The sequence below is a fragment of the Chitinophaga sp. CF418 genome (assembly GCF_900142925.1).
Lineage (GTDB): Bacteria > Bacteroidota > Bacteroidia > Chitinophagales > Chitinophagaceae > Chitinophaga.
The window spans coordinates 368,933-382,586 of the sequence record NZ_FRCN01000007.1 but is presented as its reverse complement, the minus strand read 5'-3'; the positions used below and the strand labels follow the sequence as shown (position 1 = coordinate 382,586).

Below are 13,654 nucleotides of genomic sequence, written 5' to 3'. Positions count from 1 at the left end.
GGACCTGCCTCTTTTAAAAGTGACGATTAATGATAACCTTCATTCTGATCAGCAGGTGAGATAGCGTCATTCAACTTAATTTCTGTATCCGGAATTGGCAAACGAACGTTGAAAGGCTGTATAGTTCCTGACTGTTTTGTCCATTTGTTGCGGGCCTTCACATACTCTACATATTTACCTGTACGGATCAGATCAATACGGCGCCAGTCTTCTGCAAACAGTTCACGCATACGCTCGTCCATGATAGCTGTACGGAAAGCGTCCTGCCCCATAGCAGTCCATTTCCTGTTGTCGGGCAAGGTACCACCCCATGCACGTGTACGTACTTCATTCACCACATTTACTGCTTCGGCTGTACGGTTCAGTTCATTAAGACATTCTGCGTAACAGAGTTTAATATCTGCCAGGCGAAGTACCGGAATATTCTTACCGGAGTTCCACATGTTATTGATCTTATTGTCTGCATGCTTGTCTGTACGGAAGTCTTCATACTTCTTTAGGTGCGGCATCAGCTCATCGTAGTCATTGCCCAGGTCTTCCCACAGGATATGTTCCAGTGTAGGTGTTTCACCATAATAGGTAAAATCGTAGCGGATGCTTTCGAACCGGCGCTGGTCGCCTGGTTCCCAGATACCACCACTATCTACTGAAGAGTAAGCGTACCGCGTAGGAACGATCTTATCATATCCGGAATAGAAACAACCATCTCCAAAGAAACTCTGTACTGCACGGGAACCGATCTGGAACTGGATCTTGTTATTGTTTGGATAAACCGGATTGAACTGGAATTCCAGGATTGCTTCCGCAGTATTTGGAGTATTGTAATCCCACAGGTTTTTATAAGGCACCAGGGAGTAATCGCCCATCATCTTTTCAAAAGCAGCAGCGGCTTTGGAGAAATCGCGCAGACCTGTACTTACAGGAGCGGACATATATGCCTTACCCAGCATAGCCCATGCAGCGCCGGAGGTAGCACGTCCGGGATCGTTGGCCTTAGGACAGTTGTCAGCAGCGCGTTGCAGGTCAGCGATAATGAAAGCCCACACATCTTTCAAAGGCTGGCGTCCGATGCCCAGTTCTGCTTCGCGATCGAGATCACGGATAGGGATTTCACCCCAGTACATGGCCATCTGAAAATCCAGAAAACCGCGTACGAAGGAGGCTTCACCAACCAGTTTTGCTTCGCGGGAACCTGCTTCCACTTCTCCGAGACCCTGGATGATCCTTGCAGCTTCATTCACAATCGGCCAGCGGATGTTCCACTGGTTAGCGATGTGGTTGATGGTGGAGTTCAGATTACCATCGTAGCGGTCCAGACCTCCTTTAGCAGCATCACTCTTCATCTGCAGCGCGCCCTGTTGTGTTTCGTCGGTACCCATCATCATGATGAGCCCCTGTTCATCGGTACGCACTGCTTTCCAGTTAGCATAAATGCCTTTCAGACTTGTTTCTACCAGGTTTATATCGGAGTATACCTGACTTTGGTCAAGCTTGATCTTGCTCTTTTCATCGAGGAAGTTACTACAGGAAGCAGAGAACATTACAACACCTGCTACCACACTCCATGTTAATATATTGCGTTTCATAACGATCTAATAGTTGAAGTTTAAAAACCTACATTCAGTCCAAATACATACGATTTAATCGGAGGATAACCGTAGTCGCCGGTTTCCGGATCCATCCCCTTGTACTTCGTAATGCAGAACAGGTTAGAACCTGTTACATAGAAGCGCAGGTTATTCAGTTTCCAGTTGCTCAGTGTCTTTCCCGGCAGTGTGTATGAGAATGTCATTGCAGACAGGCGCAGGAAAGATGCATTCTGGAGAGAGTAATCCAGCTCGGATGGCGCAAAGCGGTTGTAGCTTGTATTTGCGATCACGCGAGGAATGTCAGTATTGGTATTGGTTGGCGTCCAGCGGTTCAACAGGTCAACAGTAGCCATACTTTCACCGGTACTGTTGATCAGACCTTCATAGTAGCTGCTGATTTTCTTAGCTCCGTAAGAGTATGTGAACATTGCGTTCAGACCAAATGACTTGTAGTTCAGGTTAGTAGAGAACCCACCATAAAATTCAGGATCTGTTTTTGCTACCACTGTTCTGTCGTATTGGTCTACCACTTTATCGGGCACACCGTTAGGACCGGAGATATCTTTCGCGAAGAGATCACCAGGATTTACGGTCTTACCGTTATAGTTTATACCATCCCATTCCTTACGGTTAGATTCCTGTGCAATACCACCAGAAACGTATGTGTAAACAGTATGCAGTGATTTACCGAGGAAGATGTTGTTTTCACGCTGTATAACGTTTTCATTGATATTATACATCTCAGTAACGTCACCATACAGTTTTGTTACTTTGTTCTTATCGAAGGAGATATTACCAGATACTGTCCAGTTGAAGTTTTTCTTCTGAATCACTTCGCCGATCACGGAGAATTCCATACCCTTGTTGTTTACACGGCCTATGTTATCCCATTGTTTATTGAAACCAATAGTGTTGGTCAGTATACGGTCCACCAACAGATTGTCGTTGTTGATGTCGAAGAAGTCGGCAGTAAAGAGCAATCTTGATTTAAAGAGGCCGATGTTCAGGCCGATGTTGCTCTGTTTCTGTTTTTCCCAGGTGATATTCGGGTTACCGCGACGGCCATCGTTGGAGATCAGCGCGTTACCGTTATCAACTTTGGAACCATAAAGGGTCTGGAAAGCATAGTTACCGATATCCTGGTTACCTACGACACCGTATCCCACACGCAGTTTCAACTGGTCGAACAGGGTTACATCTTTCATGAAATCTTCCCTGGTCACATCCCATGCTGCGGATACAGACGGGAAGACACCCCAGCGATGGCCTTCAGCGAAACGGGAAGAACCGTCGTAACGTGCAGTTGCAGTTAAGTGATATTTGTCTTTATAGCTATAGTTTACACGACCGATGAAAGACATCAGGGAGTAGGCGTAGAAGTCGGAACCGAGTACTGATTTCTCAATAGCTGCGGCGCCACCCAGGTCGTAGTAACCCAGATCATCGCTGGCAAAGCGGTCGCCCTGTGCTTTCGTATAGTTAGAAGAACGCTTGCTGGAGCTGGTACCGACTAAAGCAGTGAATTTGTGATCATTTGCGATAGTGGTATTATAAGTCAGGGTGTTATCCCATTGCCAGTAAGTATCGCTCCATCTTTCATGTTTAGCGCGTGCATCACCGTTGTAGTGACGTACTGCTTCCTGGATGTTATGAGGTGTGAACTCGAACCAGTCCTGCGCACCGTAGTCCAGTGAATAGCTGGAACGGAAATCCAGTCCTTTTATCGGATTGATATTGATGTAGTTGGCGGTGGTTACACGATTACGTGATCTGTCACGCTGCATCAACAATGAGTTGAAAGGGTTGAAGTCATTATTGTTCTGCTCTCCGTGTGAACGGTAGTAGATAGTCAGGTAGTCGTAAGTAAAGCGGGTAGCCGGGTCGCGGTATGGAGCATAGTCCAGCAGCGGGTTGGCATTCAGCGCTTTGCCGTATACGTCGTCTGAAGGCATAACATCATTAGTACGGGTGAAGCCTGTGTTGGTACCTACTTTCAACCATTTCTTCACGTTGTATTCTGCATTGAAACGGCCGGTGTATTTATTCTGTTTGGTATTCTCCACTACGCCTTTATTACCTGCGTAGCCGAGGCTCAGATAGAAGACTCCTCTGTCGGAACCACCGGAGAAGCTCACTGCATGGTTCTGCTGAAGCCCGGTACGGGTAACCTGATCCAGCCAGTTGAAGCTTTGCTTTTTATTGTAAGTATCGAATTCCTGATTAGAGAAGGCGATATTCGTTTTCATCAGGGTGTTATCGATATAATCCTGGCGGTTCGCACCCGGATTATCTTTCATGTAACCGTTGGCGTAAGCATCTGTCCGCAGGGCAAACAGTTGCTCAGCATTCATGGTTTTAGGGATCCTGGTGAAGTCGGAGGTACCGAACCAGGCGTCGTAGGTTACCAGACCATCTCCTCCCCTACGCTGGCCTTTCCTGGTAGTGATCACCACCACGCCGTTGGCACCGCGGGAGCCATAGAGCGCTGTTGCAGATGCGTCTTTGAGCACCTGAATGGAAGCGACATCGTTTACGTTCACAGCGTTAAAACCACCCTGGTTGTTCTCCATGATCACACCGTCCACTACATAGATAGGTGAAGAACCGGCGTTGATGGTGTTCAGACCGCGGATCCTGATAGTAGCGTCGTCGCTGGGACGGGTACCAGCACTAACGAATACACCGGCAGCGTTACCTTGTAATGCCTGGTTGATGTTGGTAACAGGTCTTTCCAGTAATTTTTTTGAATCGACTGTTGCAACGGAACCTGTAAGGTCTGACTTTTTCATGCTGGCGCCCACTACTACTACTTCATCTACAATAGCGGTGGCCTGTTGCATTTTGATGTTCAGTGCGGTAAAGCCGGTAAAGGGTACGGTTTGCGTTTCGAAACCTAAAAAGCTGAATTCCAGTGCGCCTTTGTTGCTTTCAGCAGTAATGGAGAAGGCGCCAGTGATGTCTGTAACGGTACCGGTTTTTGTGCCGGTTAATTTCACCGATACGCCGGGAAGTGGTTCTCCTTTGGTGTCGGTGACTTTACCGGAAATTCTGCCACTCTGGGCAAAAACGGACACTGAGCCGGTCAGCATGGCTATGATGCATAGGAGCGACCATAGCCTCTTGAAAGCATTTTTTACATGCATAACGTGAAGCATAAAGTGTTTGTAAAGATTCTTTTAATGACAGGTATAATGTTAGTTGACAATCTCCAATAAACGTGAAACTTGCATTTCGAAAATTCGTCCCCTTTGCGCCAGAACAGTGCCACTTAATCTTTAAGTAATTGATTTCCAGTATAATCTTTTAGACTTTGATTGGTTTGGTCTATTCTGGTCTACAAAACAAATATAGGGTTAGTTTGGAATAATCAAAGCTTATTTTTTATGATTGGTAAAATTGGGGGTGAATTTCTTAGCCACCGGTAATTAAAACACTCATTAATGGGATCAGGTGAAATTCCAGGAGTTGATTAGAATTGCCTCGGTTCCGGGTGGACTATCTCGCTCATAGCTACCACATTTTTCATCCTTATGCATAGTGTTTCGCATGCTATTAACGACGTTTAGGCATTGGCAGCGGTTACCAATGCGAACAGAGAGAACAGGAATATCAGGCTACATTTCATTGATTAGGATGGGTTAATGATGAAAACAGGTATCTTTTAAATGTATGAGGTTTTCACCAGATAATATTTTTTATAAATCCAAAATTTCATATATTCACTATGAAATTTCAATATTACCCAATAAAATGTTCTCTGTTTGAAACCAAAGTAGCAAGTATTTCAATTGTTAGACTCCGTGAAAATGATATACTATTAAGTTTGTTGACGATGCCTTGAGCCTATATCCTAAGAATGGACCAGTAAAGACAGATTTGCCAATTACCATTATGATTTCTTCCACGCCAATGGGTCAGGTCAATTGAATACAGATATAGCATCGTAACAGCGATCTCAGGTCAAGAGTCTCTAAGTTCACGTAAGCGGGATACCGGAAATGATTATTGCATGCAATGGAGATACCTCACGGCTATTCTCCAGTGGCACGCATATGCCTATGTGACCACGGTTGCCGGGGACAAGGCACTTCTAATATAAGTGCCTGTAATTTTAAGTTTGTTTATCACGTTTGTTTCATCTGGCTACATAGTGCAGATAGGACTACTATTTAATTCAAGTTACCAAATGACACATTGATAATACTATTCCCAATGACAGAACATACCGAATTGCAATACGCTATACTGTAGGCCGTATACTGCATATTATAGACTGTGTGCTATAGACTGCTATAGACTGTGTACTATAAGGCAGTGTGCTGTATACAATGTGCAGTGTGCCGTATGTTGCATTGTACAATAAGGTCCTCATATACCTAAACCGTTAGCAAGACATGAATCTATCGTTAAAACCCACACCCGGTATCGCCCTTTTATGGCCGCTAGCAATAATAATATACGGCATGGCCGCCTATTTTAACATCGGTTATTATCACCCGGATGAGCATTACCAGATAATAGAATTTGCAGGTTTAAAGTTAGGTTGGAACCAACCAGCAGACATGGCATGGGAATACACAAAGGCGATCAGGCCAACAATACAACCCTGGTTATGCCTGGTCCATTTTAAACTGATGCTTCTGATAGGAGTAAAGAACCCTTATCAACTTGCCTTTTCATTGCGTATCCTTACAGCTGTATGCTCCCTATTTGCAACCGGTTTCTTTGCAAGGAGAACATATGCGTACTTTCAATTCCAGCATATTCCGAAAACACTTTACTATTACTGCTGCTATTTCCTTTGGTTCATCCCAATGGTGGGCGTAAGGTTCTCTTCTGAGACATGGTCAGGACTTCTCTTTACTGTGGCTTTCGCTCTGGTCCTTGACAATAAAACTACGACAGGAAAATACCTGGCGATAGGCACCCTGTTAGGCGTCTGTTTCCTGTTCCGCTTTCAATGTGGCATACTGGCGGCTTCACTTATTATGTGGATGCTAGTCATAAAAAAAGATCCTCCCAGGTATATGCTTACAGCGATTAGTGCAATAATCGTTATGATACTTGTGGGGTTCCTTCTGGACTACCTGTTTTATCATAAGGCAACGTTGACATTTGTTAATTACTTCAGAGCAAATATTATTGAAGATGCGGCGTCCAAATACGGGGTTTCTTCCTGGAGTACATTATTAAGTTATATACTGTTACATACTATTGTTCCTTTCGGCTTACTGATATGCGCCAGTATTGTATGGCTTGTCATCATGAAGCCGGGAAATCCTTTAATATGGTGTGTGGTGCCCTTTATCCTGATCCATGCGATCATCCCTCATAAAGAGATCCGCTTTTTATTTCCCCTGGTCTGGATGGTTCCCTGTATGGCTTTGCTCATGATTGAGGACCTGTATTCACTTTACCTCAAGTCTTATGCAAAACAGTACCAGCTTACAATAACCGGTGTGCTGATTTTTCTGGCATTGGTCAATGCGTCGGCCCTGGTTTTCACCATACTGAAACCGGCAGGGATTGGACAGAAATATCTTACAAACTACATTGATTCGAAAGTTAAAAAAGAGGCCGTTGTGATGTATTTCTCTCCGGGTGCGAACCCATACCAGCCCTGGTCATTTCTCCAGGAACATTTTTACAGGAACAAAAATGTTGTCTGTAAGTCCATTGAAGATTTTAACAAATTTGAGGTGCCGGATTCCCATCGTGATGGCCATTACCTGCTGGCCATCCAGGAGTATGAGAAAGATATCGTCGAGCAAGTCCTGCACTACAAGAAAATAGAAGCGAAGCTGATTAAGAAATCTATGCCCGTTTTTGAATTGCCGGTTTTAAATGAATATTCCGGGTTCAACAAACGAGCGGTTATTCTACTGTATTCCCTGTAACCGCTGGTATTTCCCTACACCTGGTCCTACACTGCCGAGGCCTACCTGGTTAAGCACATTGTACCGGACAGCAATTTAAGACAGTACCTTTTTGATAACCATAAATAGCCCGAATATGTTTTCCCTGACTTCACCAATTTCCCTTCTATACAACAGGAAGTTCGCTGTATTTGTCATTCTGTGCATTTGTACGATCGTCTATATTCCAATATATAACCTGGATTTTCAGGATGCCTGGGATGATCAATGGGTGGTGATTAACCAATATACAGAGAATGGATTGTCTATCTCTAATATCAAACATATCCTGTTTGATTTCTATCATGGTCAATACTCGCCTGTAAATCAGTTCTACTATTCGGCGATGTACGCACTAAACGGTTATGACCCCCTGCTCTTTCATTTTTGCAATTTGCTGGTACATCTGTGCAATACCGTTCTCGTTTACCTGTTTATCGAAAAGCTGATGAAAGCATGTGGGCATGATAGCGCTTTTTGCGCGAAAACGAGCTTTCTGACAACATTACTTTTCAGTATTCATCCTATTGTAGTCGAACCCGTTTCCTGGCTTTCGGCTTCTAAAATATTGCTCTATTCACTGTTTTACCTGCTGGCCTTACTTTCCTATATCGACTATATGTCAACCAAAAGGACCGGGCACTACCTGCTGGCAATGGTCTATTTCATCTTGTCCTTTGGAGCTAAGGAACAGGCAGTAACGCTACCTGTGGCATTTTTTATCGTTGACTACTTTGTTAAAGGAAAGCAATATGCGCTGTCAGGAAAGGTCCTCCTGGATAAGGTTCCATTTCTGGTGCTTGCCTTCTTATTTGGCATCCTGACCATCTATTCCCAGGCTTATTTTGGCGCCGGAGTCTTGATAGATCAGAAGGGTTACACCTTATTCCAGCGCCTGATATTTGCCTCTTATGCGATAACAGAATACCTTACAAAGATCATCTTTCCACTAAGAATACACCACCTCTACCCTTTTCCGAACAACCCAGGCCAAGCTGTTCCCATCCGGTTTTATGTATATCCTGTAGCACTGATCATTATTATTATTTACCTGATCAGGAACTTCACGGTCAATTACATCTACTTCGGTATCTGCTTCTTTATACTTCACCTTATAACCTGTATCCATCTTATCCCAATGGCCCGCGTAGCAATAGTTGCGGACAGGTATGCCTATATATCGGCTATCGGTGTTCTCTTTCCCATTTCATATTACCTGGCTAAGTTCAAACAAAGAGCTATTGCCATGAGGATCATTGTACTTTATTGCTTATTCCTGTCTGTTTATTCCTATACCCGGACTTCCGACTGGCGGAACAGCACTGTTTTAAAGAACAGTATTAATTCTTAACACCATAAACTCCCATTCATGCCAACAGGCTCAAGATCTCCTTAGGATGGAGATAAACACCCAGTATTCTCATAAATAATAACCTTTAAATGTAGTAACAACTATGAAAAAACACTTCAATTTCAAATTGATCGCAGCCATTGTTTTATTGGTAGTACTGACTTTAAATGTGCAATATGCGCTGACCGGTTATAAAGCCGCAGACGTATCTGCACGGGATTATTCTTCTACTTCGAGTGAGTCAAGTTCTTCCAGTGAAACAGACGTGTCACAGAGCGGATTTTTAGGCGTTGAAACCTATACTTCATGCCCTGAAAAATATGATATGACATACTCAATGGGGCAAACATTAAACTTCAGCTACCAGCTCTCAGTCAGCATTACCGGCATATCCTATATTGGTTCTGCTTCAGTTGGCGGAGGAACTACATATAGCTATGTTTCTTCGGCGTCCGGTGTAAGGCAGGCCAAAGAGAGGAACTGTCCAGGTTATTTTGGCAGTTGTTCACACAGGGACTGTGGACAGTTTTAATCAATGAGTACAGTGAAAGGTCATTCTCCTCCGGAGAATGCCTTTTACTCCACCATCCTTTTATTACCATTTCCACGAGAAAATGCTGTTAACAGATTAAGAGCAGGTTCAGTTTTCATAAATATACCCAACGACACAATTCACTATGACTCGAACAAATACTTTGACTGTACCCAGGTCCTTCTTTTACATGATCCTTATACTGATCTTACCGGGGTGCAACATTAAGGAACCAAGAAAAAAGAATAACATTGACTTTGAAAAGGCACAAAAAATCACCATAGAAGACAAGCAGCTGGAGGATCATCTTTTCCTTGACGAAATAATAGATCGGCATTCGCTGGAGATTTACACGTTCCAGGAAGACAAGGATAATATGCTTGGGATGATCGGTAAATGCGTTTCAACGCCCGAAGGTATCCTGATATTCGACAGCTCTACCAAGTCAATTTACCTCTTTGACTTCAACGGTACCCTGATCCGGAAGATCGGAAGTTATGGTAAAGGTCCTCATGAATACCTGAAACCTCTTGATGTTGTTTATAATCCATTTAATAATACAGTGGAGGTACTCGACATGGCTGTTAAGACCCGTAAGTTTGACATTCACTCGGGGGAGCTCAAATTCGAAGGGTATAGCTTTCAGCGGAAGTATCATATTAATTCCTTCCTTCCAATCGACAGTAACATATATGCCGGTTACAATGGCTTTTCACCTGTAGAAGAGGTCTATCAGAACAACTTCAGATTTGGCGTTTTCAAGGAAAAGAATATTGAGTACAGGAATTTGTATTTCGATAAGGAGACAGCTGTTCCTGTTACATCGATTAATCCTTTTTACTTATTTGACAACAAAGTACGTTTCTTTGAATCCATATTTCCTGTAATCTACAGCATAGATGCTGACACATTGGTTCCGGAATACCGTCTGGTTTTTAAAACGGCTAATCCATCTCTCACGGATCCTGATGATCCCGCATTAATAAAAGAAGTATTTGACAAAAAGCTACCGATGCTCAGCAGGATTAATGAGACCAACAACTTTATTTTCATCACCTACCTGGTGGATGAAATGAAGCGTTTCAGCATTTACAATAAAGCTGACTCAAAATCATTAGGTACCGCCATCTTCAATTACAAGATCAAAGAGCTTGACCTGGAGTTGTATTCATTATTCCAGGATGGAGCATTCCTGGGCTCAATTGTCTATCCAGATGACCTGATGCGCGTAAAAGAACACCTGAGTAAACTTCAAAGTTTATCTCCCCTGCAGGACAGGTTTAATAAGCTGAACATTTCCGCTCTAAGTAATCCCATCTTTATAAGATTCAAGACGATATGAGAAAAACAATCAAGAGCAAAGGTCTTTGGGGTATTATTGTCATACTGCTAATAGCCAGTATCATAGTTTTTTCGGCAAGGAGAAGCCTGCCGGAAAAGTCAAAGATCGCAGACATGCAAGAGGATCTGATCAGTACAGAAAAGGCCTTTGATGAAAAAATGAAAGCGGATGAGGGTAAACGTTTATCCCTGGATAGCCTGTCGATCGTGAATATAAATGATCTACCACATTTTTCGTTTTTGGCAGATCATTACCTGGTCGTCAGGTTTTCGGAAGTAAACTGCGAAACCTGTGTGGAAAGTATTTTCTCGGTGCTGGAGAAGAGCAAAAAGATTGATTCAACCCGCATTATCCTGCTGGTAGATTTCAGATCGGAGGCTTTTCTACGCACGTTTGTGCGACTGAATACTATCAAGTTTCCCATTTTTAAATATCCAGCGCTCAACTCTTTCCTTAATGCCGATGCGCTGGGATATCCTTATTTATTTATAACGGACAAAGATGGCCTGAATCATGACTTTTTCATGCCTGTGAAAGAAGACCAGCAAAGGACTATCGCCTATCTGAATAGAATAAAACTAATTTTTAATGATCAAAAATAATACAGCTATAATGCTCATTAGAAATGGCATAAAGAGCAATAACACAAGTCCTTTGTTTGTGTTGCTGGCAATTTGTTTTACTGTGATTGTAGTTACGGCCGCCGGTTGCAACCGCATTCGTCAGAAAGACAACACTGATGGTTCCTTATTGTTGATCAGAGACAGTCAAATCGATCGCCTGTTGCATATAGATTCCCTGATTGAACCCGGATCTTTGAAATTTACATTGCTGGAAAATAGAAGAGACAGTGCATTTATTGGCGATCTGGACTTCAGGTTTGCAAGCGATGATGCGTTAATATTTTTCAATAAGCGCCTGAACATACTGGTAATATTCAGCTATGATGGGAAATTAAAGAAGGAGTTAGACCTGAATCAGCTTATAGGGTTTGACTTTAAGATAGCGGACATCAGGAACAATCCGTACAGTAGCCGCATCGAGATACTGGACATGAAGAATACGCTCTACACATTTTCAGCTAACGGGGATTTCCTCGGTACCGAGGAGCAGTTTAAAACCTATCCTCATTCTTTGTTCTATCCTTTGAGCGATTCTACCTACGTACTCTACAACAACTTTACTACAAATGCTGGCAAGACGGATCCCTGCAGGTTTTATGTGTTAAAGCATTTCAACAAAACAAGGTCATGGTGGCCTTTAGATACTTCACTGGTTATTGTGCTTCCGGTAAATAACCGGCAGTTTTACCAATCGTCCGGAGAGTTGCGCTTTTTTGATCCCCTGTTCCCGGTTATATATACCGTCTCTGACACTGGTCTAACGCCTAAATACAGGTTGAAATATCAGCAATTCAATCTTACTACAAAGAATGCGCTGGATGTCCGCTCGATTATTAAGGAGACCAAATTCCACCCTGTGCCCGCGATGAATTACTTTATTGAATCTGATAAATATTGCATCATGGAGTACATCCTTGCTCAGCATCGCTATTCATCTGTCTGTGATAAAGCGACCGGGAAGTCTTTAGGGGTTTCTTACTTCGGATTGGGCCTTAGTAATTTGGGGGTGACGCTCTATAACCCTCTTTTTGCAAAGGATTCAAAGAACTTTCTAACGGTACTATACGGCGAAGAGATCATCAGGAATAAGGAGAAGCATAGTGGTTTCAAAGCCCTTGAGGGATTGAAGAACTATGATAAGGTATTAGTGTCTTTCAGGTTTAAATAAACGACCATGTTATTCTTTTCAATTGCCCGCCGCTCAAAGTCGGGTAACATTATTTCCGCATCCCTGTTTGCTTTATCTGTACTCAACGCTTCCTGCAATCAAACCAGTGGCAACAGCGCAGGCGAATCGGGGCTTGATTCTGTTCTGATGGGAGTTTCATCCGTAGAGGAAAGCATCAGGTATATGGTGTTGCAGGAAACAAAGTTCAGCAAAGAGTTACTGGCCAACGGGAAGTTAAGTTCCACCCGTAAGGCAGACCTGAAGTTCAAGACCCCGGGGATCATAAAGGAAGTATTGGTGCGTGAGGGCGAACATGTACAGGCTGGTCAGCTGTTGGCCCGGCTTGATGAGGAAAGTGCGATAGCATCGCTCAATGCTGCCAGATTGAGTCATGAACAGGCGGTATTGGATTATGAGGATCAGCTATTGCGATCCGGTTATAAGATAAACGATACTGCCCGGCTGCCGGCGGACATTAAAGCAGTAGCAAGGCTCAGGAGTGGGCTTGGCAGGGCAATACTTAATCTCCGTCAGGTGGAGAATGAGTTGAAAGAAACGAAGCTCGTGGCGCCCTTTTCGGGTATTATTGCCAATCTCAGGGCAATGCCTTTTAACAATAGCAACAGTTATGAGTTCATCTGCTCTTTGATTGATGACAGTCACATGGAGGTCAGCTTTAAAGTGCTGGAACAGGAGTTACCATTTATCCGGAGATCAGGTCTTATAACGATCATGCCTTTCAGTCAGCGAGGAGAAAGTGGTGTTATTGCCAGGGTGCAAAGTATCAATCCCCTGGTTGATGGGGCGGGAATGATAGAAGTAAAGGCCTTGTTATCAGATGGTGGTCATAGGGAGTTGCTGGATGGAATGAACGTACGCGTGCATGTTCAGCAACAGCTGGCCGGGCAATTGGTTGTTCCTAAGGAGGCGGTACTGGACCGTCAGAACCGGAAGGTGGTCTTCACGCTTGTGGACAGTCTTGCACAGTGGAACTATGTGGAGATCGGCGGGGAGAACAGCAGCCAGTATGCTATCAGCAAAGGATTGAAATCGGGCGATAAAGTTATTTATGAAGGCAACTTTAACCTGGCGCATGACAAAATAATCCACGGCACCAAAGGGCAATAAAGAAGT

The 13,654-nt window shown here is 43.6% G+C and carries 9 protein-coding genes; 7 read left to right on the top strand and 2 right to left on the bottom strand.

Annotated features, from left to right (window positions below; translation table 11 throughout):
* Positions 1–26: 26 nt before the first annotated feature.
* Together F3I09_RS17690 and F3I09_RS17685 are read right to left on the bottom strand one after the other, a co-directional pair.
* Entirely contained in the window at positions 27–1,586 is a 1,560-nt protein-coding gene (locus F3I09_RS17690) for a RagB/SusD family nutrient uptake outer membrane protein (protein ID WP_149696355.1), read from the bottom strand.
* A gap of 20 nt (positions 1,587–1,606) precedes the next feature.
* Positions 1,607–4,732 carry a TonB-dependent receptor gene (locus tag F3I09_RS17685; protein ID WP_149696354.1) on the bottom strand — a complete coding sequence of 1,042 codons (3,126 nt, stop codon included), beginning with the start codon at positions 4,730–4,732 and terminating at the stop codon, positions 1,607–1,609.
* Between the two features lie 1,251 nt (positions 4,733–5,983).
* Here F3I09_RS17685 and F3I09_RS17680 point away from each other — a divergent pair.
* From F3I09_RS17680 to F3I09_RS17650, 7 genes are all read left to right on the top strand, one after another.
* Positions 5,984–7,486, top strand: a complete 1,503-nt coding sequence (locus F3I09_RS17680) for a hypothetical protein (protein ID WP_149696353.1) — start codon at positions 5,984–5,986, stop codon at positions 7,484–7,486.
* A gap of 115 nt (positions 7,487–7,601) precedes the next feature.
* Positions 7,602–8,855, top strand: coding sequence for a hypothetical protein (locus tag F3I09_RS17675; protein WP_149696352.1), 1,254 nt, complete (start codon positions 7,602–7,604; stop codon positions 8,853–8,855).
* A 103-nt stretch (positions 8,856–8,958) separates the two neighbouring features.
* On the top strand, positions 8,959–9,387 hold the full coding sequence (locus F3I09_RS17670) for a hypothetical protein (RefSeq protein WP_149696351.1): 429 nt from the start codon (positions 8,959–8,961) through the stop codon (positions 9,385–9,387).
* Between the two features lie 145 nt (positions 9,388–9,532).
* Positions 9,533–10,729 carry a 6-bladed beta-propeller gene (locus F3I09_RS17665; RefSeq protein ID WP_149696350.1) on the top strand — a complete coding sequence of 399 codons (1,197 nt, stop codon included), beginning with the start codon at positions 9,533–9,535 and terminating at the stop codon, positions 10,727–10,729.
* Positions 10,726–11,331: a hypothetical protein gene (locus tag F3I09_RS17660; protein ID WP_149696349.1), complete on the top strand. Its 606-nt coding sequence runs from the start codon at positions 10,726–10,728 to the stop codon at positions 11,329–11,331. Before F3I09_RS17665 ends, F3I09_RS17660 begins: the two co-directional genes overlap by 4 nt.
* Positions 11,318–12,520, top strand: coding sequence for a 6-bladed beta-propeller (locus tag F3I09_RS17655; RefSeq protein WP_149696348.1), 1,203 nt, complete (start codon positions 11,318–11,320; stop codon positions 12,518–12,520). Before F3I09_RS17660 ends, F3I09_RS17655 begins: the two co-directional genes overlap by 14 nt.
* A gap of 6 nt (positions 12,521–12,526) precedes the next feature.
* Positions 12,527–13,648 (top strand): efflux RND transporter periplasmic adaptor subunit, encoded by a 1,122-nt coding sequence (locus F3I09_RS17650; RefSeq protein WP_149696347.1) that lies wholly within the window; start codon positions 12,527–12,529, stop codon positions 13,646–13,648.
* Positions 13,649–13,654: the final 6 nt, after the last annotated feature.

Coding starts and splice junctions, on each gene's coding strand:
- F3I09_RS17690 (WP_149696355.1), bottom strand. CDS start 1,586: ATGAAACGCAATATATTAACATGGAGTGTGGTAGCAGGTGTTGTAATG.
- F3I09_RS17685 (WP_149696354.1), bottom strand. CDS start 4,732: ATGCATGTAAAAAATGCTTTCAAGAGGCTATGGTCGCTCCTATGCATC.
- F3I09_RS17680 (WP_149696353.1), top strand. CDS start 5,984: ATGAATCTATCGTTAAAACCCACACCCGGTATCGCCCTTTTATGGCCG.
- F3I09_RS17675 (WP_149696352.1), top strand. CDS start 7,602: ATGTTTTCCCTGACTTCACCAATTTCCCTTCTATACAACAGGAAGTTC.
- F3I09_RS17670 (WP_149696351.1), top strand. CDS start 8,959: ATGAAAAAACACTTCAATTTCAAATTGATCGCAGCCATTGTTTTATTG.
- F3I09_RS17665 (WP_149696350.1), top strand. CDS start 9,533: ATGACTCGAACAAATACTTTGACTGTACCCAGGTCCTTCTTTTACATG.
- F3I09_RS17660 (WP_149696349.1), top strand. CDS start 10,726: ATGAGAAAAACAATCAAGAGCAAAGGTCTTTGGGGTATTATTGTCATA.
- F3I09_RS17655 (WP_149696348.1), top strand. CDS start 11,318: ATGATCAAAAATAATACAGCTATAATGCTCATTAGAAATGGCATAAAG.
- F3I09_RS17650 (WP_149696347.1), top strand. CDS start 12,527: ATGTTATTCTTTTCAATTGCCCGCCGCTCAAAGTCGGGTAACATTATT.